At 71.8% G+C, this 23,617-nt stretch carries 25 protein-coding genes; 7 read left to right on the top strand and 18 right to left on the bottom strand.

Features of this window, described 5'->3' with window-relative positions:
* Positions 1-2 precede the first annotated feature (2 nt).
* Complete coding sequence (locus ABZW17_RS31795; RefSeq protein WP_354822472.1) at positions 3-335, bottom strand: YnfA family protein; 333 nt, start codon at positions 333-335, stop codon at positions 3-5.
* 18 nt (positions 336-353) lie between these two features.
* On the opposite strand from ABZW17_RS31795, the gene ABZW17_RS31790 reads away from it, so the two are divergent.
* Positions 354-1,148: a DUF4184 family protein gene (locus ABZW17_RS31790; RefSeq protein ID WP_354822470.1), complete on the top strand. Its 795-nt coding sequence runs from the start codon at positions 354-356 to the stop codon at positions 1,146-1,148.
* On the opposite strand, the gene ABZW17_RS31785 is transcribed toward ABZW17_RS31790, so the two are convergent.
* From ABZW17_RS31785 to ABZW17_RS31755, 7 genes are read right to left on the bottom strand one after another with little or no spacing between them, the layout of a single operon-like run.
* A complete protein-coding gene (locus ABZW17_RS31785; protein WP_003071384.1) occupies positions 1,138-1,533 on the bottom strand; it encodes a metal-sulfur cluster assembly factor in 396 nt (131 codons plus the stop codon). The genes ABZW17_RS31790 and ABZW17_RS31785 overlap by 11 nt on opposite strands.
* Positions 1,530-1,979, bottom strand: a complete 450-nt coding sequence (sufU, locus tag ABZW17_RS31780) for a Fe-S cluster assembly sulfur transfer protein SufU (RefSeq protein ID WP_354822468.1) — start codon at positions 1,977-1,979, stop codon at positions 1,530-1,532. Before sufU ends, ABZW17_RS31785 begins: the two co-directional genes overlap by 4 nt.
* Entirely contained in the window at positions 1,976-3,265 is a 1,290-nt protein-coding gene (locus ABZW17_RS31775) for a cysteine desulfurase (RefSeq protein WP_354822466.1), read from the bottom strand. Before ABZW17_RS31775 ends, sufU begins: the two co-directional genes overlap by 4 nt.
* A 43-nt stretch (positions 3,266-3,308) precedes the next feature.
* On the bottom strand, positions 3,309-4,079 hold the full coding sequence (gene sufC, locus ABZW17_RS31770; RefSeq protein WP_354822464.1) for a Fe-S cluster assembly ATPase SufC: 771 nt from the start codon (positions 4,077-4,079) through the stop codon (positions 3,309-3,311).
* 29 nt (positions 4,080-4,108) lie between these two features.
* On the bottom strand, positions 4,109-5,281 hold the full coding sequence (sufD, locus tag ABZW17_RS31765; protein ID WP_354822462.1) for a Fe-S cluster assembly protein SufD: 1,173 nt from the start codon (positions 5,279-5,281) through the stop codon (positions 4,109-4,111).
* A gap of 2 nt (positions 5,282-5,283) precedes the next feature.
* Positions 5,284-6,732, bottom strand: coding sequence for a Fe-S cluster assembly protein SufB (sufB, locus tag ABZW17_RS31760; protein WP_354822460.1), 1,449 nt, complete (start codon positions 6,730-6,732; stop codon positions 5,284-5,286).
* A complete protein-coding gene (locus ABZW17_RS31755) occupies positions 6,729-7,508 on the bottom strand; it encodes a metalloregulator ArsR/SmtB family transcription factor (protein WP_354822508.1) in 780 nt (259 codons plus the stop codon). The genes sufB and ABZW17_RS31755 overlap by 4 nt, the downstream gene beginning before the upstream one ends.
* 159 nt (positions 7,509-7,667) lie before the next feature.
* On the opposite strand from ABZW17_RS31755, the gene mptB reads away from it, so the two are divergent.
* Genes mptB through ABZW17_RS31740 form a run of 3 tightly spaced genes read left to right on the top strand, consistent with a single transcriptional unit; the run spans position 7,668 to position 11,011 of the window.
* Positions 7,668-9,299 carry a polyprenol phosphomannose-dependent alpha 1,6 mannosyltransferase MptB gene (mptB, locus tag ABZW17_RS31750; protein ID WP_354822506.1) on the top strand — a complete coding sequence of 544 codons (1,632 nt, stop codon included), beginning with the start codon at positions 7,668-7,670 and terminating at the stop codon, positions 9,297-9,299.
* A 6-nt stretch (positions 9,300-9,305) separates the two neighbouring features.
* Positions 9,306-10,232: an ABC transporter ATP-binding protein gene (locus ABZW17_RS31745; RefSeq protein WP_354822458.1), complete on the top strand. Its 927-nt coding sequence runs from the start codon at positions 9,306-9,308 to the stop codon at positions 10,230-10,232.
* Entirely contained in the window at positions 10,229-11,011 is a 783-nt protein-coding gene (locus ABZW17_RS31740) for an ABC transporter permease (RefSeq protein ID WP_354822456.1), read from the top strand. The genes ABZW17_RS31745 and ABZW17_RS31740 overlap by 4 nt, the downstream gene beginning before the upstream one ends.
* Here the strand turns inward: ABZW17_RS31740 and ABZW17_RS31735 are convergent.
* The 5 genes from ABZW17_RS31735 to ABZW17_RS31715 form a co-directional block, all read right to left on the bottom strand.
* Entirely contained in the window at positions 11,004-11,429 is a 426-nt protein-coding gene (locus ABZW17_RS31735) for a lasso peptide biosynthesis B2 protein (protein WP_354822455.1), read from the bottom strand. The genes ABZW17_RS31740 and ABZW17_RS31735 overlap by 8 nt on opposite strands.
* Positions 11,426-11,695, bottom strand: a complete 270-nt coding sequence (locus tag ABZW17_RS31730) for a lasso peptide biosynthesis PqqD family chaperone (protein WP_354822453.1) — start codon at positions 11,693-11,695, stop codon at positions 11,426-11,428. The genes ABZW17_RS31735 and ABZW17_RS31730 overlap by 4 nt, the downstream gene beginning before the upstream one ends.
* Complete coding sequence (locus ABZW17_RS31725) at positions 11,692-13,497, bottom strand: asparagine synthase-related protein (protein ID WP_354822451.1); 1,806 nt, start codon at positions 13,495-13,497, stop codon at positions 11,692-11,694. The genes ABZW17_RS31730 and ABZW17_RS31725 overlap by 4 nt, the downstream gene beginning before the upstream one ends.
* Before the next feature lie 55 nt (positions 13,498-13,552).
* Complete coding sequence (locus ABZW17_RS31720; protein WP_354822449.1) at positions 13,553-13,660, bottom strand: keywimysin-related RiPP; 108 nt, start codon at positions 13,658-13,660, stop codon at positions 13,553-13,555.
* 131 nt (positions 13,661-13,791) lie between these two features.
* Positions 13,792-14,721 (bottom strand): helix-turn-helix domain-containing protein, encoded by a 930-nt coding sequence (locus ABZW17_RS31715; RefSeq protein WP_354822447.1) that lies wholly within the window; start codon positions 14,719-14,721, stop codon positions 13,792-13,794.
* A 244-nt stretch (positions 14,722-14,965) separates the two neighbouring features.
* Here ABZW17_RS31715 and ABZW17_RS31710 point away from each other — a divergent pair, with 244 nt between their 5' ends.
* Complete coding sequence (locus tag ABZW17_RS31710) at positions 14,966-15,931, top strand: COX15/CtaA family protein (protein ID WP_354822445.1); 966 nt, start codon at positions 14,966-14,968, stop codon at positions 15,929-15,931.
* A 63-nt stretch (positions 15,932-15,994) separates the two neighbouring features.
* Positions 15,995-16,912 carry an acyl-CoA desaturase gene (locus tag ABZW17_RS31705; RefSeq protein WP_354822443.1) on the top strand — a complete coding sequence of 306 codons (918 nt, stop codon included), beginning with the start codon at positions 15,995-15,997 and terminating at the stop codon, positions 16,910-16,912.
* 190 nt (positions 16,913-17,102) lie between these two features.
* On the opposite strand, the gene ABZW17_RS31700 is transcribed toward ABZW17_RS31705, so the two are convergent.
* From ABZW17_RS31700 to ABZW17_RS31690, 3 genes are all read right to left on the bottom strand, one after another.
* Positions 17,103-18,263, bottom strand: coding sequence for a hypothetical protein (locus tag ABZW17_RS31700; RefSeq protein ID WP_354822441.1), 1,161 nt, complete (start codon positions 18,261-18,263; stop codon positions 17,103-17,105).
* 223 nt (positions 18,264-18,486) lie between these two features.
* Entirely contained in the window at positions 18,487-19,347 is an 861-nt protein-coding gene (locus ABZW17_RS31695; protein ID WP_354822439.1) for a hypothetical protein, read from the bottom strand.
* A complete protein-coding gene (locus ABZW17_RS31690) occupies positions 19,344-19,655 on the bottom strand; it encodes a hypothetical protein (RefSeq protein ID WP_354822437.1) in 312 nt (103 codons plus the stop codon). Before ABZW17_RS31690 ends, ABZW17_RS31695 begins: the two co-directional genes overlap by 4 nt.
* 83 nt (positions 19,656-19,738) lie before the next feature.
* Between ABZW17_RS31690 and ABZW17_RS31685 the strand changes: the two genes are divergently transcribed.
* Complete coding sequence (locus ABZW17_RS31685; protein ID WP_354822435.1) at positions 19,739-20,707, top strand: quinone oxidoreductase; 969 nt, start codon at positions 19,739-19,741, stop codon at positions 20,705-20,707.
* A gap of 47 nt (positions 20,708-20,754) precedes the next feature.
* Here the strand turns inward: ABZW17_RS31685 and ABZW17_RS31680 are convergent, their stop codons facing one another.
* Complete coding sequence (locus ABZW17_RS31680; protein ID WP_354822433.1) at positions 20,755-21,315, bottom strand: FKBP-type peptidyl-prolyl cis-trans isomerase; 561 nt, start codon at positions 21,313-21,315, stop codon at positions 20,755-20,757.
* A 10-nt stretch (positions 21,316-21,325) separates the two neighbouring features.
* Positions 21,326-23,563: an ATP-binding domain-containing protein gene (locus tag ABZW17_RS31675; RefSeq protein WP_354822431.1), complete on the bottom strand. Its 2,238-nt coding sequence runs from the start codon at positions 23,561-23,563 to the stop codon at positions 21,326-21,328.
* Positions 23,564-23,617: the final 54 nt, after the last annotated feature.

The following is a 23,617-nucleotide window of genomic DNA, read 5'->3' as shown; positions in this document are numbered from 1 at the left end:
CGTTACCCCGTCCGGGGCGCGTACATGATCACCGCGACCCCGGCCAGGCACAGCAGCGCACCGATGACGTCGTAGCGGTCCGGGCGGTAGCCGTCGGCGGCCATCCCCCAGGCCAGCGAACCCGCCACGAAGACCCCGCCGTATGCGGCGAGGATGCGGCCGAAGTGGGCGTCCGGCTGGAGGGTCGCCACGAAGCCGTACACCCCGAGGGCCACGATTCCGCCGCCGATCCACAGCAGGCCGCGGTTTTCGCGGACGCCCTGCCAGACCAGCCAGGCGCCGCCGATTTCGCAGACCGCCGCGGCCAGGAACAGGAGGATCGACCGCAGGAGCACCCCGGGATACTAGCTTTCGTGCCGTTCACGCTCTGTCACCCGGCCGCCGTCCTGCCCCTGGCGAGGCGGCCGCTGGTCCCGTCCGCGCTCGTCGCCGGGTCGGTCGCGCCGGACGTCTTCTGGTTCGTGCCGCGGCTGCCGGGCGTCGGCCTGACCCGGACCCACGAGTTCGCGTCGGTCCTCTGGCTCGACCCGCTGCTCGCCCTCGCCCTGCTCGCCGTCTTCCACGTCCTGCTGAAGCGGCCGCTCCTGGCGCTGGTACCGCGACCGCTCGCCGAACGGCTCCCCCGGACCTTCGGCCGGCGGAACCCGGGCTGGATCGCCCTTTCCCTGGTCCTCGGCGCCGCCACGCACGTCGGCTGGGACGCGTTCACCCACGAGAACGACGGGTTCGCGTTCCTGAGCACCCCGCTCGTCACCGGCGTCGACGTCGGACGCCTGATCCAGCTGGTCAGCACGATCGCCGGCGCCGCGGTCCTCGGCTGGTGGCTGCGGAACTGGTACCGCCGGGCGCCCACCGAGCCCGCTCCGCCACCCGGGCGCCATCGCAAGCTCGTCATCACGATCCTGGCGGCCGGCGCGCTCGTCGGCGTCCTGGCGCAGGTGCTGCCGTTCCTGGCCCAGCACGACCCGATGACCCGCGCAGGCGTCTTCGGCAACGCGACCTACCTGGCCGTCACCGGCGCCGGCAGCGGGTTCTTCATCGCCCTCGGCGTCTATGCTCTGGCCTGGCACGCGCGGTATAGGTCGTTATACGCCAAGCGGGCCACCTCGGAAGGTGACCCGCTCGACGAGAAAAGCCTCAGACCGTGAAGCCGAGGGCGCGCAGCTGCTCGCGGCCGTCCTCGGTGATCTTCTCCGGGCCCCACGGCGGCATCCAGACCCAGTTGATCCGGAAGTCCTTGACCAGGCCGCCGCTGGTCAGCGCGGCGTTCGTCTGGTCCTCGATCACGTCGGTCAGCGGACAGGCCGCCGACGTCAGCGTCATGTCCAGGGTCGCCGTGTTGTCCGGCTCCACGCGGATGTCGTAGACCAGGCCGAGGTCGACGACGTTGATCCCGAGCTCCGGGTCGACGACGTCGCGCATGGCCTCTTCGACGTCCTCGATCTTCGCCAGGTCGAGGTCCTGCTTCGCGGTGGTCTCGGCGTCGAGGTCGGCGGCGGTGCGCCCCTCACGGGTGGCGGTTTCTTCGGTCATGCCTTTTCAGCTCCACTGCTCGTCCGGGCGACGGCGTCCTTGAAAGCCATCCAGCCGAGGAGGGCGCACTTCACGCGGGCGGGGTACTTGGCGACGCCCGCGAAGGCGACCCCGTCCTCCAGCACGTCCTCGTCCGGCTCGACCTTTCCCTTGCCCTGCATCAGTTCCACGAAGGCGTCCATGGTGCTGAACGCCTCCTCGACCGTGTGGCCGACGACGAGGTCCGTCATGACCGACGTCGACGCCTGGCTGATCGAGCAGCCCTGGCCGTCGTAGGAGACGTCGGCGACCTTCCCGTCGTCGAGCTTCACCCGCAGCGTCACCTCGTCGCCGCAGGTCGGGTTGACCTGGAACGACTCGGCGTCGAACGGGTCGCGCAGACCGCGCCCGTGCGGGTTCTTGTAGTGGTCCAGGATGATCTCCTGGTACATGCTCTCCAGGTTCACTGCCCCACCCCGAAGAACTTCTGCGCCTCGCGGACCCCGGCGACCAGGGCGTCCACTTCGGACAGGTCGTTGTAGAGGTAGAACGACGCCCGCACGGTCGCCTGCGCGTTGCAGGCCCGGTGCAGCGGCCACGCGCAGTGGTGGCCGACGCGGACGGCGATGCCGAGGCTGTCGAGCACCTGGCCGGCGTCGTGCGGGTGCACGCCGTCGATCACGAACGACACGGTCGCGCCGCGGTCCGCCAGGTCCGTCGGCCCGATGATCCGGACCCCCGGGATCGCGCCGATGCCCTCGATGGCCGCCGCGGCGAGCTCGTGCTCGTGCGCCGCGATGCGGTCCATGCCGATGGCCGAGAGGTAGTCGACGGCCGCGCCGAGGCCGATGGCCTGCGACGTCATCGGGACGCCGGCCTCGAACCGCTGCGGCGGCGGTGCGAAGGTGGAGCCCTCCATGCGGACCATCTCGATCATCGAGCCGCCGGTCAGGAACGGCGGCATCGCTTCGAGCAGTTCGGTGCGGCCGTAGAGGACCCCGATGCCGGACGGGCCGAGCATCTTGTGGCCGGAGAACACCGCGAAGTCGACACCCAAAGCGTGGAAGTCCACCGGGAAGTGGGGTACCGACTGGCAGGCGTCGAGCACGGTCAGCGCGCCGACGGCCTTGGCCTTCTCGACCAGCAGCGAGACCGGGTTGACCGTGCCGAGCACGTTCGACTGGTGCGCGAACGCGACCACCTTGGTGCGCTCGGTGATCAGCTCGTCCACATCGGACAGATCGAGTCGGCCTTCGGGAGTCACCTTGAACCACTTCAGCGTCGCCCCGGTGCGCTGGCACAACTGCTGCCAGGGCACGAGGTTCGCGTGGTGCTCCATCTCGGTGATGACGATCTCGTCGCCCGGGCCGACGACGAAGCGCGCGGCTTCCGGACCGGCGGTGGCGGCGTTGCTCATCGAGTACGCGACGAGGTTGATGCCCTCGGTCGCGTTCTTGGTGAACACCAGCTCTTCGGGGTCGGCGCCGACGAACTCGGCGATCTTCGCCCGAGCGGACTCGTAGGCGTCGGTAGCCTCTTCCGACAGCTGGTGCGCGCCGCGGTGCACGGCCGCGTTCGACGTGAAGACGTAGTCGCGTTCGGCGTCGAACACCGATTGCGGGCGTTGCGACGTCGCCCCGGAGTCCAGGTACACCAAGGGTTTCCCGTCGCGGACGGTGCGCGACAGGATGGGGAAGTCGGCCCTCAGGGCCGCCACGTCCAGTGGCAAAGAGCTGGCCGAGGTGGTGGTCATCGGGCCGACTCCTCTCGTTCTCGGTGTTGCACCAGGGAAAGCGTCAGAGCGCGGCGGGCTCGGGCTTGCCGACGTACTTGACGTACCCGTTCTCCTCCAGCTCGTCGGCCAGCTCCTTGCCGCCCGACTCGACGATCTTGCCGCCGGCGAAGACGTGCACGAAGTCCGGCGTGATGTGCCGCAGGATCCGGGTGTAGTGCGTGATCAGCATGACGCCGACCTCGCTGTTGGCCTTGTACTCGTTGACGCCCTCGGAGACGATCCGCAGCGCGTCGACGTCGAGGCCGGAGTCGGTCTCGTCGAGGATGGCGAACTTCGGCTTGAGCAGCGCCAGCTGCAGGATTTCGTGGCGCTTCTTCTCGCCGCCGGAGAAGCCCTCGTTGACCGAGCGCTCGGCGAACTCCTGCGAGATCTCGAGCTTGCCCATCTCCTCCTTGACCTCCTTGACCCAGTGGCGCAGCTTGGGGGCCTCGCCACGGACCGCGGTGGCCGCGGTGCGGAGGAAGTTGGACATCGACACGCCCGGCACCTCGACCGGGTACTGCATGGCCAGGAACAGCCCGGCCCGCGCGCGCTCGTCGACGCTCATCTCGAGCACGTTCTCGCCGTCGAGGAGCACCTCACCGGAGGTCACCTGGTACTTCGGGTGCCCGGCGATCGCGTAGGACAGCGTGGACTTGCCCGAGCCGTTCGGGCCCATGATCGCGTGCGTCTCGCCCGACCTGATGGTCAGGTTGACGCCCTTGAGGATCTCCTTGGCGCCTTCCTCGGTGGTCACCGAGGCGTGCAGGTCCTTGATTTCCAGCGTTGCCATTCTTCGTTTTCCTAAGTCAGAGAGGGCGGTCAGGCGCCAACGGCTTCGAGTTCGGCTTCGATCGCCGCTTCGAGGCGCTCGCGCACCTCGGGGACGTCGATCTTGACCAGGATCTCGTGGAAGAACCCGCGCACGACCAGGCGCCGCGCGGCTTCTTCGGCGATCCCGCGCGACTGCAGGTAGAACAACTGCTCGTCGTCGAACCTTCCCGTCGCGCTCGCGTGGCCGGCGCCTTCGATCTCGCCGGTCTCGATCTCGAGGTTCGGCACCGAGTCCGCGCGGGCGCCCGGTGTGAGCACCAGGTTGCGGTTGAGCTCGTAGGTGTCGGTGGCCTCGGCGGCCGCGCGGATCAGGACGTCGCCGATCCACACCGTGTGCGCGTCGTCGCCCTGCAGCGCGCCCTTGTACATCACGCGCGAGCGGCAGTTCGGGACCGCGTGGTCGACGAACAGCCGGTGCTCCTGGTGCTGGCCTGCGTCGGCGAAGTAGACGCCGAGCATCTCGACGTCGCCGCCCTTGTCCGCGAACGTCGCCGTCGGCGAGACGCGGACGAGGTCGCCACCCAGGGTGATCACGGTGTGCCGCAGCGCGGCGTCGCGGCCCAGCTTCAGGTGCTGCTCGGAGACGTGCACGGCGTCGTCGGCCCAGTCCTGGACGCTGACCACGGTGACCTTGGCGCCGTCGCCGATGACGAACTCGACGTTGTCGGCGTAGGTGCCGGAGCCGACGTGGTCGAGCACGATCACGGCTTCGGCGAACGCCTCGGCGCGGACCTGCAGGTGCCCGTAGGCGACCTGGCCCTCGCCCGGGCCGTGGATCCGCAGCACGGACGGCTTGGACGCCTTCGTCTCCTTGGGCACGGTCACGACGGTGGCCTGCTTGAAGGACGAGTACGCCTGCGCCGCGATCCGGTCGCTCGGGACGCCGGCGGCGCCCAGCCGCTCGTCGTCGCGGCCGACGGTCTCGATCTTCAGCTCTTCCGCCGCTTCGGCTTCGAGCGTGATCTCGCCGGTGGCGGTCGCGCTGCCGTCGTGAAGGCCGCGAAGGCGCTTCATCGGCGTGAAGCGCCAGTTCTCCTCACGCCCGCCGGGGACCTCGAAGGCCTCGACGTCGTAGGAGGTGAAGCGCTCCGCGCGGGAGGCCGCCGGGATGACGGCCCCCTCGCGAAGAGCTTCGGAAACGTTGTTCTCGGTAACCGACATGACTAGCCGACGGACCCTTCCATCTGGAGCTCGATCAGGCGGTTCAGCTCGAGCGCGTACTCCATCGGCAGCTCACGGGCGATCGGCTCGACGAAGCCGCGCACGATCATCGCCATCGCCTCGGCCTCGTCGAGACCGCGCGACATCAGGTAGAACAGCTGGTCTTCGCTGACCTTGGACACCGTGGCCTCGTGGCCCATCGACACCTCGTCGTTGCGGATGTCCACGTACGGGTACGTGTCCGAGCGCGAGATCGTGTCCACCAGCAGGGCGTCGCAGACGACGCTGGAGCGCGAGTGGTGCGCGCGCTTCGCCACGCGGACCAGGCCGCGGTAGGAGGTGCGGCCACCGCCGCGCGCCACCGACTTCGACACGATCGTCGAGGACGTGTGCGGCGCGAGGTGCTCCATCTTGGCGCCCGCGTCCTGGTGCTGGCCCTCGCCCGCGAACGCGACCGAGAGGACCTCACCCTTGGCGTGCTCGCCCATGAGGAAGACCGACGGGTACTTCATGGTCACCTTGGAACCGATGTTGCCGTCGATCCATTCCATGGTCGCGCCCTCTTCGCACTTGGCGCGCTTGGTGACCAGGTTGTAGACGTTGTTCGACCAGTTCTGGATGGTCGTGTAGCGGCAGCGGGCGCCCTTCTTGACGATGATCTCCACGACCGCCGAGTGCAGCGAGTCGGACTGGTAGATCGGCGCCGTGCAGCCCTCGACGTAGTGCACGTACGCACCTTCGTCGACGATGATCAGGGTGCGCTCGAACTGGCCCATGTTCTCGGTGTTGATCCGGAAGTAGGCCTGCAGCGGGATCTCGACGTGCACGCCCTTCGGCACGTAGATGAACGAGCCGCCGGACCACACCGCCGTGTTCAGCGCGGAGAACTTGTTGTCACCGGCCGGGATGACCGAGCCGAAGTACTCCCGGAACAGCTCCGGGTGCTCCTTGAGCGCGGAGTCGGTGTCCAGGAACAGGACGCCCTGCTCCTCCAGGTCCTCGCGGATCTGGTGGTAGACGACCTCGGACTCGTACTGCGCGGCGACACCGGCGACGAGGCGCTGCTTCTCCGCCTCGGGGATGCCGAGCTTGTCGTAGGTGTTCTTGATGTCCTCGGGCAGGTCCTCCCAGGAGGTGGCCTGTTTCTCCGTGGACCGCACGAAGTACTTGATGTTCTCGAAGTCGATCCCGGAGAGGTCCGCACCCCAGTTGGGCATGGGCTTCTTCTCGAAGAGCTTGAGCGCCTTCAGTCGCGCTTCGCGCATCCACTCCGGCTCGGACTTCTTCCCGGAGATGTCGGTGACGACATCCTCGTTCAGCCCGCGACGGGCGCTGGCGCCCGCCTCGTCGGAGTCGGCCCAGCCGAACGCGTACTTGCCAAGGGACTCGATGGTCTCTTCCTGGCTCAGTGGCGCGGTGGTGGGAGTGCGCTGCTCGGCAGCGGCAGTCATGCGGGTTTCCCTCCATTCGGGATCCGTGCTGTGTGTCCCTCGGGGGACACCGTTCTCGCCGGCTCGGGATGGGCCGGCTGACCCGCCGTGACGGGTACGTGGGTGGTGCACGCGGAGTCCCCGCGTGCGATGGTCGCCAGCCGCTGGACGTGGGTGCCCAGCAGCTGCGCGAACGCCTCCGTCTCGGCCTCGCACAGCTGCGGGAACTCCGCGGCGACGTGGGCGACCGGACAGTGGTGCTGGCAGAGCTGGGCGCCGACGTTCTGGCCGGGTGCCGGGGCACCGACCTGGCGGGTCGACGCAGCGTAGCCTTCCCTGCTCAGCGCGGTCGCGAGGGCCTCCGCGCGCGCCGCCGGACCACCCGGTCCGGTGATCGCCGAGCGGTGCGGGCCGACGAGCTTCTCGATGCGCTGCTCGGCGAAGGCGCGGACGGCGTCCTCCCCGGCGTGCTCGGCCAGGAAACGGATCGCGGAGACGGCCAGGTCGTCGTAGGCGTGCCCGAAGCGTGCGCGGCCGGGCTCGGTCAGCAGGAAGAGCTTCGCCGGACGGCCCCGGCCCCGGGGTCCGCGGCGGGGCGCGTCCCGGGTCTCGGCTTCGCCATCCGCGAGAAGCGCGTCCAGGTGCCGGCGGACGGCCGTGGGGCTGATCCCGAGCTGCTCGGCGACCACGACGGCGGTCATGGGACCCTGTTCGAGCAGCAGCCGCGCGACCTCGTGCCGGGTCTTGCCCTCGGCGCTGACCTGCGACGGGACGTGCGGGTGCGCGGCGCGGGGCATGCCGCCGCCCGCCTGGTCACCCGCCTCCGTCTTTTTCACAACACAAGTGTGTCTTATTTCCGGATGACCCGCAAAGGCGGGGCCCGCGGCAGTGATCCGACTCACTCCGGGGCGGACCGATACCCTGCACCCGTGGCAGTGGGTGAACAGGACCGGCAGGTGGCACGGCTCGTGAGCGGGCGTGTCCAGGCGGTGACGCTTTCCCCGGTGCGGCCCCGCGAACCGCTCCCCCTCGAGCCCGGCGAGCAGCGCGGGCTGGACGTCGTGCGCCGGTTCGGCACCGTCGGGTCGCTGTTCCTCGCGCTCGGTTCGCTCGGCGCCGGCGCCGCCCCGGTGATCAACCCGGTGCAGGAGATCCCGGTGCTGCGGCTGTTCACCCGGATCCCGACGGTGTCGCTGGCCATCGCCATCTCCGGGATGGGCATCCTGGTGCTGAGCTGGCTGATGCTCGGCCGGTTCGCCCAGCCCAGCCGCGAACGGCTGGCGTCGCAGGGCCAGCTCGCGCGCACCATCGCGCTGTGGGTGCTGCCGCTGCTGGTGATCCCGCCGCTGTTCTCCCGCGACGTCTACAGCTACCTCGCGCAGAGCGAGATCGTGCACCGCGGGATGGACCCGTACGTCCTCGGCCCGGCGCAGGCCCTCGGCGTCGCCGACCCCTACACCTCGGGCGTCTCCAACATGTGGCGCGAGACGCCGGCGCCGTACGGGCCGCTGGTGCTGCGCCTCGGCGGCTGGCTCGCCCCGCTCGCCGGCAACAGCATCGCCGTCGGCGTGCTGCTGCAGCGGCTGCTCGCGCTGGCCGGCGTGGTCCTCATCGTGTGGGCGCTGCCCCGGCTGGCCCGCCGGTTCGGCGTCCAGCCCGCGACCGCGCTGTGGCTGGGCGCGCTGAACCCGCTGCTGATCTTCCACTTCGTCGCCGGCGCCCACAACGACGCGCTCGCCATCGGCCTGATGCTCGCCGGGCTGGAGGTGGGCATCCGGCGGCTGCCGATCCGGGTGAAGGGCGACACCCCGCCGCCGCTCGCGCGCGGGGAGCTGCTGTACATCGCCCTCGGCGTCGCGATCATCACCCTCGGGGTCGCGGTCAAGCTGCCCGCGGTGTTCGCGCTGCCGTTCTTCGCCGTGATGGTGGCGCGGCGCTGGCACGGCCGGCTCAAGGACCTGTTCGTGGCCGGGGTGCCGATGGCGCTGTGGTTCGGCGTGGTGCTGGTGGCGGTCTGCTTCGGCACCGGCCTGGGCTTCGGCTGGTTCGGGGCGACGTTCGCCGCGCCCGGGCTGGTGCACAGCTGGATCTCGCCGAGCAACGAGCTGGCCAACCTGGCCGGCGTGCTCGGCATCTCGCTGAACCTCGGCAACCACACGAGCGCGCTGGTGCCGATCTTCGGCATGCTCGGCTACGCGGTCGCGGTCGCGATCACGGTCAAGTTCCTGTGGGACAGCTTCAAGTGGCGCTACCGGCCGATCATCGGGCTCGGCGTCTCGCTCGGCGCGGTCATGGTCCTGCAGATCAACCTGCAGCCGTGGTACCTGCTGTGGGCGGTGATCCCGCTGGCCGCGGCGGCCGGGACGTCCCGCTTCCGCGTCGCCGCGACGGTGGTCAGCGCGGCCCTGCCGTTCCTGCTCCCGCCCACCGGCAGCACCTTCGACGGCCGCCCGTACGTGCTGCCGTTCGCCTACGTCGCGGCGATCGTCGTCTGCGGCGGCGGGATGCTGATCGTGCGGCGGCTCGCGCCCGTGTTGCTCGCCAAGCCGTCCCCGCCGGTGCCCGAGCCCGTCGACGCCGTATCGTGACCCGATGTGAGTGTCCCTGCCGTCGAGATCAGCGGGCTGGTCAAAAGCTACGGCTCCACCCGCGCGGTCGACGGCCTCGACCTGCGGATGGAGCGCGGCAGCCTGCTCGCGCTGCTCGGCCCGAACGGGGCCGGCAAGACCACCACCGTCGAGGTCTGCGAAGGGTTCCTCCGCGCTGACGAGGGTTCGGTCCAGGTGCTCGGCTTCGACCCGGTGCGCGAGTCGGCGGCGCTGCGCCCCCGCGTCGGCATCATGCCCCAGGGCGGCGGCGCGTACCCGGGCGTCCGCGCGGACGAGATGCTGCAGCTGGTCGCGTCCTGCGCGGCCACCCCGCTCGACCCGGCCTGGCTGCTGGACGTCCTCGGGTTGTCGTCGGTCCGCCGGACGCCGTTCAAGCGCCTGTCCGGCGGCCAGCAGCAGCGGCTTTCCCTGGCGTGCGCGCTGGTCGGGCGGCCGGAGCTGGTGTTCCTCGACGAACCGACGGCGGGCATGGACCCGCAGGCCCGGCGGCTGGTCTGGGACCTGCTCGGCGCGCTGCGCGCCGACGGCGTTTCGGTGCTGCTGACCACGCACCTGATGGAAGAGGCCGAGGCGCTGGCCGACACGGTGGTGATCGTGGACCACGGCAAGGTCGTCGTCTCGGGCGCGCCCCAGTCGCTGACGATGGACGAGACGGGCAACGCGGGCCTGCGCTTCAAGGCCCGCACCCGCCTCGACACGGCGTTGCTGACGGCGGCGCTGCCGGAGGGCTACGCGGTCCGCGAGTCGGCCCCGGGGACGTACGTGGTGGTCGGCTCGGTCGACCCGCAGGTGGTGTCGACGGTCACGGCGTGGTGCGCGCAGCAGGGCGTGCTGCCGGACGAACTGCAGGTCGGCAAGCGGACCCTGGAAGAGGTCTTCCTCGAGCTGACCGGACGGGAGCTGCGGGCATGACGTTCGCACCGGGAACGTTCACCCCCGCCCCCGGGCGCGGATCGCTGGGCCGGATGCTGCGGACCCACGCCCGCGTGGAGGCGAGCCTGACCCTGCGCCACGGCGAGCAGGTGCTGCTGACGCTGCTCATCCCGCTGGCGCTGCTGATCGGGTTGTCGCTGTTGAACATCCTGCCGGCGGCTTCGCTCGGCTCGACGTCCAAAGTGGACTGGATCACCCCCCGGATCCTGGCGCTGGCCGTGATGTCCTCGGCGTTCACGGGCCAGGCGATCGCCCTCGGCTTCGACCGCCGTTACGGCGTGCTGAAGCGCCTTTCGGCCACGGCGTTGCCCCGCTGGCTGCTGGTGGCGGGCCGCCTCGCGGCGGCGCTGCTGGTGGTCGTGCTCCAGTCGCTGATCCTCGGCGTGGTGGCGGCGTTCCTCGGCTGGTCGCCTTCGCTGTCCGGGCTCTTTTCGGCGGTGCTGCTGCTGGTGCTGGGAACGCTGGCGTTCGGCGCGCTGGGCGTCCTGCTGGGCGGGGCGCTGCGGGCCGAAGCCGTGCTGGCGCTGGCGAACATCGTGTGGTTCGTCCTGCTTTTGGCGGGCGGGATCCTGCTGGCGCCGTCGTCTTTGCCGCCGGGGCTGGCGCACGTGGTGGAGCTGCTGCCGTCGGGAGCGCTGGCGGAGGGCATGCGCACGGCCCTGGTGGACGGGGCGTTCGCACCGGGGCCGATGGCGGTGCTCGCGGTGTGGGCGGTGGTCGCGGGCGCGGTGGCTTCGCGCACGACCAAGCTCACCTGACCGCCGGCACCGACACCATCGCGCGGTAGTACCCCTCCGGGTGCGGCTCCCCCACGTCCCGCCCCTCGGCCCGGACCCACGCGTGCGCCGCGAACGGCGGGCTCACCCGCACCCCCGCGCACCACTCCGGCCACTGCCCGGCCAGGCGGGCCACCAGCACCGTCGCCACCGATCGGCGCAGGCAGCCCTGGGGGCCCGCCGCCTTCAGGCTGACGGCCGTCACCAGCGTGCGGCACCGCAACGCCGTCGCGTGGTCCGCCGGACGCGCGCCCCGGCGCAGCACCTGCAGCACCGCGCGCAACCGCGCCGGGGGCAGGGTCGCCAGGCGGCCGGCCACCAGGGTCACCGCCCCCGCGGCCAGCCGCTGGGGCCAGGGGAACCGCGCCGCCGTGCGGGCGATCGTCTGGGGTGAGGTCATCCGTCCTCCTGAGCCGTCACGAGCAGGCCGCGCTCGGTCAGGCGGCCGGCGAGCTGGTGCACGTCGTCGCGCGCGGTTTCCACCGGGACCGCGAACCGCCGCGCCACCCGCTCGGCGGCCAGGTCCGCGTCACCGTCCAACAGGGACCGGAGCACGAAGAGCCCCGTCGCGTTGAGGCTGAAGTAGCGGCCACGGCGTTCGTCGAGCAGCACCGCGCCGTAGTCGGTGTCGGTCACCAGGACCGCCTTCGCCAGCCGGTAGGTCATTCCGCCTGCCTTTCCCCGCAAGCACGCAGCCACGCTTCGGCCGCGATCGTCGGTTCGATCCGGTACGCCGGGCGCCGGATGTCGAGGGGCCCGCGCGTCTGTTCGCGCCAGGCCGCCACGTCGAGGAAGCCGAGCCCGGCGAGCCGGCTGTCCTCCCCCACGCCGCGGATCCCGTCGCGGTGCCGGGCGGCGCCGGTGATCACCGTCGACGCCGTGTTCGACTTGCCTGTCCGGGCCAGGGCCGCGTCGGGCACGATCCCGCGCATGGCCGTCGTCAGGACCCGCTTGTACCGGGCCGGGTCGTACCGCACCTCGGGCCGCACGGACAACGCCGCCCGGACGATGCGGTCGTCGAAGAACGGCGCGGACACCCGTTCGCCCGCCTCTTCGGCGAGGGCCTGGTAGGCCGCGGCGATCGCCGAGCCGGCGAGCACGGTGGCGAGGGAGGCGTGCACACCCCGGTCCTCGGAGAGGGGCTCGGCCGTTTCGGCCGCGCGCAGCAGTTCCTCCGTCGCGAGCGCGGTGACCTCCGGCGTCGCCCAGGCCGGGATGGTCGGCACGGTGCCCCAGCCGAGGTCGTGGCCGAGCCGCGGCCGGTCCCGCTCGCCGATCCCCGCCGCCGTCCGGGCGAGCCACCGGCCGTAGGACTCGCGGCCGAGCGCGCCGCGCAGGACTTCGCGGTAGGACCAGCGGTTCTTCACGACGGTGTGGCGCAGCGACCGGGCCCCGGTCACCGGCGACGTCCGGAGCAGGGTGGCGATCGTCTGGATCGGCGCGGAGCAGGTCTCGTCGCCGCCGAACCCGGTCAGGTGGACCACCGGCCGGTGGCGCCCGCCCCGCCGCACGATGTCGAGGAACCGCCGGGCGTTGTGCCACAGCGGGAACGGCTCGTCGAACACCGGCGCGGGATCGAGGATCCCCGCGTACACCAGCGGCACCTCGGCCGCCGGGATCACCTCGTGCCGGATCGACCCCCGGGCTTCGAGGCGCTTGACGGTCTCGGTCGCGTAGTCGACGTCGAGGTCCATGGCGTCGGGCTGGGCGGCGGTCATGGCGACCACGTCGGCACCCGCCCGCACGGCGAGCGAGCACAGCGCGCTCGAATCCAGCCCGCTCAGGTGGGAGACGACGGTGCGGCCCGCACCGGCCCGGACGGCGACCGCCCGGTCCAGCTCGGCCCGCAGCTCTTCGGCGGCGGATTCGAGCGGGCGGTCCGGCTCCGGCGGGGTCCACCACCGGCCTTCGACGCACCCGGCGGCCGTCACCTCCGCGTACCGCCCCGGGCCGACGGCCCGCACCCCGGCCCACACCGGCTCCCAGGAAAGTGGCCACGGCGCCCCCGGGAACACCAGCCGGGTGGCGACGGCGCCCGGCCGGAACCCGGCGCCCGTCAGCTTCGCGAGCACGGCCGCGGAATCGCCGAGGACCTCCGTGCCGCCGATCCGGACGCGGTAGACGCGCCGCATCCCCGAAGCGGTGCCCTGCACCCGGAGGCGGCGGGGGTCCGCGGCGACGACGTGGCTGTTGCCCGGCAGATCGGCCAAAGCGGCGACGGCCCGCGGCAGGTCCGGCGGCAGTGCGCGCAGGGTCTGCTCGGTCGCCGTGTGTTCCCCGACCAGCGCCGTCACGAGCCCCGGCTGCCGGCCGACGAGGAGGCTGCCCGCCCGGAACCGGCCGACCAGCCAGGGCCGGCCCGACGGGTGCTCGTGCACCTCGACGCCGTCATCCACCCGCCGCAGCAGTTCCGCCACCGCGCGGCTTCCGTCGGCGTCGGGCAGGACGGCGAACCAGCTGCGCTCCACGGTCAGCGGGCCCCGGCCGGGGCGCAGCGGAACTGCGCCCCGGCGGGTGTCCGGATCAGTGCCACTGGGCGCCGATCCACTCGAAGTCGTCGCCCTGCACGCCGGCGGTGTTCTCGCCGAAGTCGCCGAGTTCGGTCAGCGTGGGACGCTCGTACTCTTCCATCCGGTTCCCCTCTCGGAAACGATTCACGGTCGAACCCCAAATTAGTGATCAATTCACCGGCGGTCACTCCGACGATGAGGTGATCGGCGCAAACCTGAGCGCCCGGGGAAAACCGTTGCGGGGAAAGGGATTCAGCCGATCCCGGACTCACGGCTGAGCCGGGCCAGCGCCTCGGCCCGCTGCCGGACCGCGGTGAGGACGTCGGTACGACGGCCCGGCGCGACCGCGGCCAGGAGCTCCGCGAATTCGGCGGCGCCGGGCGGTTCCTGGTCGAGCAGCAGGGTCAGCAGGCGCCCGGCGGCGGTCCGGCCCCACACCCGGCGGATCCCGGCCGGAACGCGGTCGAGGCCGGCTTCGCGGGGCCGGCGGGCCAGCGGATCCTCCCCCCGCTGCCACCGGCTGCGCACGTCGTGGGCCGTGCCGACGGACACGCCGGCCTCGCGGGCGATTTCGCGGACCGAAGCGCCGGGGTTTTCCGCCAGCACCCGCACCGCCCGCGCCCGCCCGGCGGCCTGGTCGGTCGGGTAGCGGCGGCCGTCCCGGCCGATCCGGGTGTTCGGCTGCGGCAGATCCGCACCCGAACGCCGGCGCGCGGCCGCGACGGTCTTGTCGGAAAGCCCGCTGGCCGCGGCGATCGCCCGGTCGGACCACGCCGGGTGCAGTTCGACGAGCCGCGCGGCGGCGGCCGCGCGGTCGATCGGCGAGAGCGTCCGGCCGCTGTGGGCGTTGAGCCGGACGGCGAGCAGGAACTCGTCGCCGGGGGCGCAGTCGGCCAAGAGCACGTCGACGTGGGTGCGGCCGGCGGCCTTCGCGGCCAGCAGCCGGTGCGTGCCGTCGATGACCCGCAGCCCGTCCCGGCTCGCGATCACCGGCGGCAGGCGCTCGGCGAGCTCGGCCAGCTCGCGGACGTGCTCGGCGTCGACCCCGCCGACCCGCGGCGAAACCGCGGGCCGCAGGGAGTCCACCGGCAGGCGCGTCGCCCGTTCGGCCGTCGCGAGCCGGGCGCAGAGGTCTTCGAACTCCCGCAGTCCGCGCCCGCCGGCCGGCCCCGGACGGGGCACGGGGGTCAACCGCGGGTCCGGCGTCCCGCTCGTGCCGTCGGATTCCAAGCGGTCAGGAAAAATCGGTGCGCGACAATCACAAGGTCCCTCCCCGGTCCTTGATCGTCACTATACACACCGGCGGCGGTCACGTTCGGCTACGAAGGGGCCGAGCCGGTGACCTAGGTCCCTTGCGCCCGCGGGGCCGTTCTGGGCGCCGGGACCTGCCGAAAGCGCGTTTTCCGCGCGCTCTACCATCGGATGCGTGCCGTTCACCAGCCTCGTCGCCCGTCTGCCGTACCCCTCCGCCGCCGTGCAGCGGGCCGTCGGGATCGCCGCGGTCCTCGCGCAGGCGCTGATCGGCGTCACCGGCTCCATCGTGCGCGTCACCGGGTCCGGGCTCGGCTGCCCGACCTGGCCGCAGTGCGTCGCGGGCAGCCTGGTGCCGAAGCACGACTCCGGGATCGCCGCGCTCAACCAGTGGATCGAGTTCGGCAACCGGCTGCTCACCGTGGTCGTCATCCTGGTCGCCGCGGTCGCGGTCATCACGGCGTGGCGCGTGCAGATCGACCACCCGTCCCGCACGCGCCTGGTCAAGCTGGCCTGGACGATGCCCGGCGGCGTCGTGCTGCAGGCCGTCGTCGGCGGCCTGACCGTGCTCGCCAAGCTGGAGTGGTGGACGGTCGCGATCCACTTCCTGGCGACGACCCCGCTCGTCTGGCTGGCCGTCCTGCTGCTGCGCGCGTTCCGCGAAGGCGACGAGCCCGCGCGGCCGCTGGTCCCCGCGGCCGGCCGCACGATCCTGGTCCTGCTCGCCGCGGTGATGTGGCTCGTGCTCGCGGCCGGCACCACGGTGACCGGCGCCGGCCCGCACAGCGGCGACATCAACACCCACCGCCTCGACGCCCCGGTCGAGGCGCTCGCCCAGGTCCACGGCGGGCTGCTGGTGCTCTACCTGCTGCTGCTCGCGGTGTTCGGCCTCCAGCTGCTGCGCGTCGGCGCGCCGAAGCAGCTGTGGCAGCGCTACACGGTGGTCTGGGTGGTCGCGGTGGCGCAGGGCGGGCTCGGTTCGCTGCAGTACGCGCTGGGCGTGCCGGAGGCGATGGTGTCGTTCCACGTGCTCGGCGCGATGGCGGTGATCGTCGCGACGGCGTCGCTGTGGACGGGCAGCCGCGACCGCGGCCCGGTGGTGTCCCTGACACCGGCCCCGCGGGAGCTCACGGCCGCCTGACGGCAACGCGGGCTTAACTCGGCGGCGGCGTGCCCGTCCCGGCGGTGGGTTAGTGTTCGCGCCATGACGTCGCGCACCCCGCCCAAGCCGCTGGTCTCGCACCGCCGCGGCACCGGCGAGATGATCGTGCTGAAGACCTTCCTGCTGGTGCCGTTCGCGGCACTCCTGGTCGCGGTCCCGCTGGTCTGGGGCTGGGGCATGACCTGGATCGACCTGGTTCTCGCGGCGGCGTTCTACGTCTTCGCGACCCTCGGGGTGACGGTGGGCTACCACCGCTACTTCACCCACGGCGCGTTCAAGGCGTCGCGTCCGCTGCGCGTGGTGCTGGCCATCGCGGGCAGCATGGCGGTCCAGGGATCGGTGATCTTCTGGGTGGCCAGCCACCGCCGCCACCACGCGTTCGCCGACCGCGAGGGCGACCCGCACTCGCCGTGGCTGTTCGGCACGTCCCCGTCGGCGTTGCTGCGCGGCTTCTGGCACGCGCACATGGGCTGGATGTTCGGCCGCGAGGTGACCAACGCGGACCGGTTCGCCCCGGACCTGGTGGCGGACGCGGACCTGCGCTGGGTCAACCGCTACTTCTGGCTGTGGATCACGCTGAGCCTCGCGCTGCCGGCGGTCCTGGGCGGCCTGCTGACGTGGTCGGTGTGGGGCGCGGTGACGGCGTTCTTCTGGGCGGGCCTGGTGCGCATCGCGTTCCTGCACCACGTGTCGTGGTCGGTGAACTCGGTCTGCCACCTGATCGGCGAGCGCCCGTTCGCCAGCCGCGACCGAGCGGCGAACTTCTGGCCGCTGGCCCTGCTGTCGATGGGCGAGTCGTGGCACAACTCCCACCACGCGGACCCGACGTGCGCCCGCCACGGGGTGCTGCGCGGGCAGGTGGACATCTCGGCGCGGGTGATCCGCACGTTCGAGCAGCTGGGCTGGGCAACGGACGTGCGGTGGCCGCGAGCGGACCGGCTGGCGGCCAAGCGGGCCTGAGCGCGACCGGCCGTTCACGCTTGGTAAGCTGTCGTCGCAGACAGTGGTCTGCGCGAGAAAAATACATAGAGGAGAGAGAGCGTGGCACACCACGACCGGACCGGTGGCGGCGGCGGCGAAGGCGGCGGCAACACCGGTAACTGACCGGGCTCTCTTAGGGAAGGAGAGCTATATCGGCGCGATGTAGCTCTTATCCCGCAGGCCACTCGAAGGCGATCCCGTATGCCTCTCGCGGCTGGCAACGCCCCTCGAAGGTGTGCTGCACGAACCCGTCGCCGACGTCCAGCAGGCGCCGGTCCCCCGTCGGCGGGCGCCGCGTTCGTTCGACCTCCAGCTGTTCCGCGTACCACCAGCACGCCCGGGGCAGCTGTGCTTCGTCGAAGTTCACGCGGATCGTCAGCCCGCCCGGAGCCACCCCGTGGTGATCGACCTCGACGTTGATCCACTTCCGCTCTTCGTCGACGTGCCCGTCCACCGCCTCGGAGACGAAGTGGTAGGGCTCGTCCACCTTCAACGTCCGCCGGAACCTCAGCTTGGCCGCTCCGGGAGAGGTGACGAGGCGGCAGTTCCACACGGCCTTCACCGGGAGGTCGGCGAGATTCCCCGACCAGCCGGTCAGCGCGTGCACGTCGTATCCGTCGACACCGTCCCGGCGGGCCACGATGTCCCGTTCCGTCGTGCGGCGCAGCGGCGTTCGCCGCTCCATGACGACGGTGATCTGCATCCGCTCCACGAACACCGGCTGCGCACCTTCGGACGGCGCGCGAAACCCTTCCGGCCCGTTGTCGCCGGGCGCCGGTCCCGCCATGGCCGATCGTCCGATGCCCACGTACCGCAGCCAGGCTTCCCCTTCCAGGTGCCCGAGCTTGCACGCCACGGCAGCCCCGAGCATTTCGAGCGCGCCGGCCCACGCCTTGTTCATCGGGGTGTTCGACAGCGGCTTCCGCTCACCGAAAAGCCCGCGAACCTCCGCCAGCTGCCCGAACCGGTCGCCGAGTTTCGACGCCCAGCGCTGACTGCCGTCCGGCACCGGCGGGAGCCGGAACGCGGCGAGCAGCACGAAGTGCTCGCGCGGTTCCACCACCGAACCCAGCTTGCCGATCTCGTCGACGATGAGCCCCCAGGCCGCGCAGGCCCGCGATTCCGGCGTGGCGCCCGGAATCGACGCGGTCGGCCCGACGAGACAGCCGAGCGCGGTTCCGGATCCGTTCGCCGAGGACTCCACCGCGCGCCGCAGGGCGCCGAGCGGGTCCCCGTCACGTCGGCGAGCCAGCGCCCCCAGCGCGGCCTTCTCCGGGGATTCTTCGAGAACCGCCGGTGAAGATCCACAATCCGCGGAAAAGTCCGACACGCAGAAACACCTCCGCACCACCAAAGATCATTTCCGATTCCGGTTCCGGCGAGGCACGCTGAACCCCACGCGTACTAGTACACCATAGACAGGGGTAGTACAGTGGGCAACAGAAAATCTTCGCTTCGCCACGGCGTACGGAAATCGATCGAAACCGGCCGGGCCGGAACCGGTGCCCCGATCACCCGTTCCGTCACCGCGCCCGGTTCGGCGCCGGCCGTGCCTACGCCAGCTGCTGCCGCACCGCCGAGGCGAACCGCACCGCCGCGCTCGCGTCCGTCTGGCGGAAGCCCAGTGACGGCTCCGTCAGCTCCAGCTCCAGCAGCAGCGGCTTCCCGTCCGCGCCGCGTACCAGATCCACCCGCGCGTACAGCAGCTCCGCCCGCAGGATCCCCAGCAGCGCCGACGCCGCATCCAAGACGTCCTCAGCCAGCGCCACGGCGTCCGCGGGCGGTTCGGCCGGGGCCAGCTGCTCCGACAGGTACAGCCCCGAAGCGTCCACACTGGACCCCAGCATCGCGCCCTTCGAAAACGCGTGTGAGTAGATTCCGCCCAGGTAGACCAAAGCCAGCTCGCCGTCGGTGTCCACACTGGACTGGTACGGCTGGATCAGGGCCGGGTGCCCCTCCGCGTGCAACGCCGCCACGTGGGCCGAAGCGTCCGCGCCGCCGGTGAACCGGGCCGCTCCGCGGGAACCCGCCCCCACCGATGGCTTCACCACGAAGTCCGACGAGGGGAACGAAGCCGGCGAACCGGGCTCGACCAGCGACGTCGGCACCACCGCCAGACCCGCGTCCAGCAGCTCGACCAGGTACGACTTGTCCGTGTTCCACCGCACCACGGCGGCCGGGTTGAACAGCGACGGCACCGACTCGCACCACGCCAGGAACTCCGAGCGCCGGGACGCGTAATCCCACGTCGCCCGCAGGATCACCGCGTCCGCCGACGAGAAGTCGGCCGAAGAATCCCACGGCGCCCACGAGACCGAAAAGCCCAGCGAGGACAGCGCCGGCACGACGGCGTCGTCGTCGCCGTCACCCGAAGGGAGCTCCGCGCAGCTGACGAGGATCGCCGTGGGGCTCACTTGCCCGCCATCTTGCGGCGGTGCTCCGGGCCGATCTTCGTCTGCTTGACCGTCTCCGCGTCCCAGGTCGCCGGTGCGAGGTCCTCGACCGCCTCGACCAGGGCCTCGCCGGTCGCCACCGAGGGGACCACCACGTCGCCGAGGGCGCCGTCGGCGCCGACCAGGACCACGCGGGCGCCCGCCCGGCCGATGTTCTCCACCACCGCGCGGGACGGCTTGCCGTGCGCCTTCACGAACTTGCGCGCCGCGCCCAGCTGCGCGCCCGACGGCGCGGCCACGGTCTCAGATGATTCAGCCACGTCCCGCACGATAACCAAGAACCGGCCGGAACGCGGAACAGCGTGGCGTCGGCCATAGTTGCACCCGGGAGAACCCGACCCGAGGAGGACGCATGCCCACCGCAGTCCAGGTGACGAAGACCGGCGGCCCGGAGGTGCTCGAACCGGCCGAAGTGGATGTTCCCGCCCCGAAGGACGGCGAACTGCTGGTCGACGTCGCCGCGGCCGGGGTCAACTACATCGACACCTACCAGCGGCAGGGCATCTACCCGATGGAGCTGCCGTTCGTCCTCGGCCTCGAAGGCGCCGGCACGGTCGTGGAAGCCGCCGAGGGCACCGGCTTCGCGCCCGGCGACCGCGTCGCCTGGCAGGGCTCGATCGGCAGCTACGCGGCCCGGAAGCTGGTGCCCGCGTCGGTGGCGGTCAGGGTGCCCGAGGGCGTCTCCCTGGAGACCGCCGCCGCCACCATGCTGCAGGGCATCACCGCGCACTACCTGGTCGCCTCGACGTTCGAGGTCAAGCCGGGCCACGACGTCCTCGTGCACGCGGCCGCGGGCGGCGTCGGCCTGCTGCTGGTGCAGCTGGCGAAGTCGCGCGGCGCCCGCGTCATCGGCACGGTGTCGACCGAAGAGAAGGAGCGGCTCGCCCGCGAAGCCGGCGCCGACGAGGTGATCCGCTACGACCGCGAGGACTTCGCGAAGATCACCCGCGAGCTGACCGGCGGCGAAGGCGTCGACGTCGTCTACGACGGGGTCGGCAAGGACACCGTCGACGGCAGCCTGGCCAGCCTGAAGGTCCGCGGCCTGCTCGCGCTGTTCGGCGCGTCCAGCGGCCCGGTCCCGCCGCTGGACCCGCAGCGCCTCAACGCCGGCGGCTCGCTCTATCTGACCCGCCCGACGTCCGTGCACTACACGCGTACCCGCGAGGAGATCGACTGGCGGTCGAAGGAGCTGTTCGACGCCATCCTCGCGGGCGAGCTGGACATCCGCATCGGCGGCAGGTACCCCCTGGCCGACGCCCGGAAGGCCCACGAGGACCTGCAGGCCCGCCGCACCACCGGCAAGCTGCTGCTCGTCCCCTGACCGCCGGAGGCCGCCGCGGGAAACCCCCGCGGCGGCCTTCGCGCACGTCAGGCGGCGGGGACTGAGACGGCGTCGGTGACGAAGACGAGCGTCTCGTTCGGCTTGATGCCGCGGCCGCCCTCGCCGTACGCGAGGTCCGGCGGGATGATCAGCAGGCGGCGGCCGCCCTGCTTGATGCCTTCCAGGCCCTTGTCCCAGCCCGGGATGACCTCGCCGGCGCCCAGGTTGAGGTCGAACGTCTGGCCGCGGTCGAACGAGCTGTCCAGCTTCTTCTTGTCCGACCAGGTCACCAGCAGGTAGTTCATCTTCAGCTGCTGGCCGGCCTTGGCCCCGGCGCCGGTGCCCTCGGACAGGTCCTTGGTGATCAGCTTCTTCGGCGGGTCGCAGTCGTCCGGGACGGTGATCGTCGGCACCTCGCCGAACTTCCCCGTCGTCTTGACGTCGTCCGCGGTGCACTCGCGGCCCTTGCTCTGGGTGGCCGGCGCGGCGCTCGACGACGGGACGGCCGGCCCCGCCGGGGCGGCCGTCTCGGTTTTGGCCTGCTGGCCGCACGCGGCCAGCGACAGCGCCGCCGCGGCGACGACCACGATCTTCCCGATCTTCTGCATGCCGGGCACCCTAGCCAAGCACGGAGAGTGCCGGGACGTCATCACCCGTGGTGACCACGCCGAGCCGGCGAGTGGCCCGCGTCAGGGCGACGTACAAGTCGTTGAGCCCGCGGGGCGACCCCGCGACGACCTCGTCCGGCGCGACCAGCACGACCGAGTCGAACTCCAGGCCCTTCGACCGCTCGACGGTCAGCACGCTCAGCCGCTCGTCGGACGAGCCGAGCAGCGCGGACACCGCTTCGAGCCGGCCGGACGGCACCAGCACCGCGACCGTGCCGCCGTCCACTTCGGACAGTTCCCGTGCCACCAGCCCCGGCAGCTCCGCGTCCGGGGATGCCGGGCGGGCCGACCACGGCGGGACCCCGGTCTCCCGCACCGAAGACGGCACCGACAGCTCCGGGGAGACCTCCGCGAGCACCCGCGCCGCGACGGCCATGATCTCGGCCGGCGTGCGGTAGTTCACGGTGAGCTCTTCGAGGCGCCACCGGTCCTCGACGTACGGCGAGAGCACCTCGCCCCACGACCGGGCGCCGCCCGCCGCGCCGGTCTGGGCGACGTCGCCGACCAGCGTCATCGACCGGTTCGGCGACCGCCGCATCAGCAGCCGCCAGTCCATCGCCGACAGCTCCTGGGCCTCGTCGACGATCACGTGCCCGAACGTCCAGGTCCGGTCCTGCGCGGCCCGCTGGGCGGCGGTCAGCTCACTGCGCGCCTGCTGGCGCTCGGCGAACAGCTCGGCGTCGAGGACGTCGGAAACCCGCAGCAGCTCCTCGTCGATGATCTCCTCGTCCTGTTCGAGGATGTCGAGCACGCCCTCGGCGTACGCGCGGTCCTCGCGCTCACGGCGTTTGCGTTCGACGCGGGCCTCGGTGTCGTCGACGCCGATCAGCTCGGCCAGCTCGTCGAGCAGCGGCACGTCCGCGGGCGTCCAGCGAGCGTCGCGAGGGCTCTCCAGCAGGGCGCGGTCTTCGGCCGGCAGCAGCTTCCCGGCGGCCGCGGCGAGGCGTTCGCGGTCGGCGAACAGGTCGTCGAGCACACCTTCCGGGGTCAGCACCGGCCACAGCGAGTCCAGCGCGGCGGCCACGTTCTCGTCGGCGGCCAGCTCGGCGCGGATGTCCTGCAGGTCCTGCCCGTCCAGCAGGTCGTCGCCCAGTTTGCGGGCGGCCTGGCGGGTCAGCGCGTCGAGGACGTCGGAGACGAACAGGCGCCGCGCCGGGTTGTGCGGCCGCCGCGACCGGCGGGCGCGGGTGCGGGCGTCGGTGCAGGTCTTGCGGTCCAGCCGCAGGACGTCGTGCTCGTACTCGATCTCGAGAACGGGTTCGGGCACGCGCTGGCGGTCGCGGACGGCGTTGGCGAGCACCTCGGCCAGCACGAGCCGGCCCTTGACCTCGGTCGTCTCGCGGGGTTCGGTGCCGTCGGCGTCGAGGCCCGGGTAGAGCTGCCCGATGGTGGCGAGCAGCACGCCGGTCTCGCCGAGCGACGGCAGCACCTGGCCGATGTAGCGCAGGAACGTGCTGTTCGGGCCGACGACGAGCACGCCGCGGGTGGTGAGCTGCTGCCGGTGCGTGTAGAGCAGGTAGGCCGCGCGGTGCAGCGCGACGGCGGTCTTGCCGGTGCCCGGGCCGCCCTGGACGACCATGACGCCGCCGAGCGGGGCGCGGATGATCCGGTCCTGCTCGGCCTGGATGGTGGCGACGATGTCGCTCATCTCGCCGGTGCGGCGCTGTTCGAGCGCGGCCAGCAGCGCGGCTTCGCCGGCCAGCCCGAGGTCCTGGCCCTGGTCGGCGGCGGTGAGGTCGAGGATCTCGTCGTCGAAGCCGGTGACCTTGCGGGTCAGCGACCGCAGGTGCCGCCGCCGTCGCACCCCTTCGGGTGACGCGGCGGTGGCGAGGTAGAACGGCCGCGCGACGGGCGCCCGCCAGTCGACGAGCAGCGGCTGGTAGTCGTCGTCCTCGTCGAACAGCCCGAGCCGGCCGATGTAGGTCGTTTCTTCGGCGCTCTCGGGGACGAAGTCGAGGCGGCCGAAGGCCAGCCCCTGCTCGACGGAACCGAGCTGCGCGAGCCGGTCGGTGTAGCGGGTGGTGGCGACGTCGCGCTCGGTGCGGGCCTGCGGGGTGCCGCCGGTCTGCCGCAGCGTCTCGTCGAGGCGGCGCTGGGCGTCGAGGCGCTCGGCGTCGAGCTTCGAGTAGAGGGTGGTGACGTACGCCTGCTCGCGGGCGAGCTCGGCGGAAAAGTCGTCCGAAGACAAGGATCCTGCTTTCGCCTCAAGGAAAAGAGCCAACGAAGTGTAACGGCGGCCGCC

The sequence above is a fragment of the Amycolatopsis sp. NPDC004625 genome, assembly GCF_040609695.1.
In the GTDB taxonomy this organism is placed as follows: domain Bacteria; phylum Actinomycetota; class Actinomycetes; order Mycobacteriales; family Pseudonocardiaceae; genus Amycolatopsis.
Note: the sequence above shows the minus strand (reverse complement) of the source record. Positions and strands in the feature narration are given on the sequence as shown.

Bases quoted from the DNA above. Each gene is read 5' to 3' on its own strand.
- ABZW17_RS31680 (WP_354822433.1), bottom strand. From the start codon at position 21,315: ATGCAGAAGATCGGGAAGATCGTGGTCGTCGCCGCGGCGGCGCTGTCG.
- ABZW17_RS31740 (WP_354822456.1), top strand. From the start codon at position 10,229: ATGACGTTCGCACCGGGAACGTTCACCCCCGCCCCCGGGCGCGGATCG.
- ABZW17_RS31735 (WP_354822455.1), bottom strand. From the start codon at position 11,429: ATGACCTCACCCCAGACGATCGCCCGCACGGCGGCGCGGTTCCCCTGG.
- ABZW17_RS31785 (WP_003071384.1), bottom strand. From the start codon at position 1,533: ATGACCGAAGAAACCGCCACCCGTGAGGGGCGCACCGCCGCCGACCTC.
- sufD (WP_354822462.1), bottom strand. From the start codon at position 5,281: ATGTCGGTTACCGAGAACAACGTTTCCGAAGCTCTTCGCGAGGGGGCC.
- sufC (WP_354822464.1), bottom strand. From the start codon at position 4,079: ATGGCAACGCTGGAAATCAAGGACCTGCACGCCTCGGTGACCACCGAG.
- ABZW17_RS31685 (WP_354822435.1), top strand. From the start codon at position 19,739: ATGCCCACCGCAGTCCAGGTGACGAAGACCGGCGGCCCGGAGGTGCTC.
- ABZW17_RS31730 (WP_354822453.1), bottom strand. From the start codon at position 11,695: ATGACCTACCGGCTGGCGAAGGCGGTCCTGGTGACCGACACCGACTAC.
- sufB (WP_354822460.1), bottom strand. From the start codon at position 6,732: ATGACTGCCGCTGCCGAGCAGCGCACTCCCACCACCGCGCCACTGAGC.
- ABZW17_RS31755 (WP_354822508.1), bottom strand. From the start codon at position 7,508: ATGCCCCGCGCCGCGCACCCGCACGTCCCGTCGCAGGTCAGCGCCGAG.
- ABZW17_RS31720 (WP_354822449.1), bottom strand. From the start codon at position 13,660: ATGGAAGAGTACGAGCGTCCCACGCTGACCGAACTCGGCGACTTCGGC.
- ABZW17_RS31705 (WP_354822443.1), top strand. From the start codon at position 15,995: ATGACGTCGCGCACCCCGCCCAAGCCGCTGGTCTCGCACCGCCGCGGC.
- ABZW17_RS31775 (WP_354822466.1), bottom strand. From the start codon at position 3,265: ATGACCACCACCTCGGCCAGCTCTTTGCCACTGGACGTGGCGGCCCTG.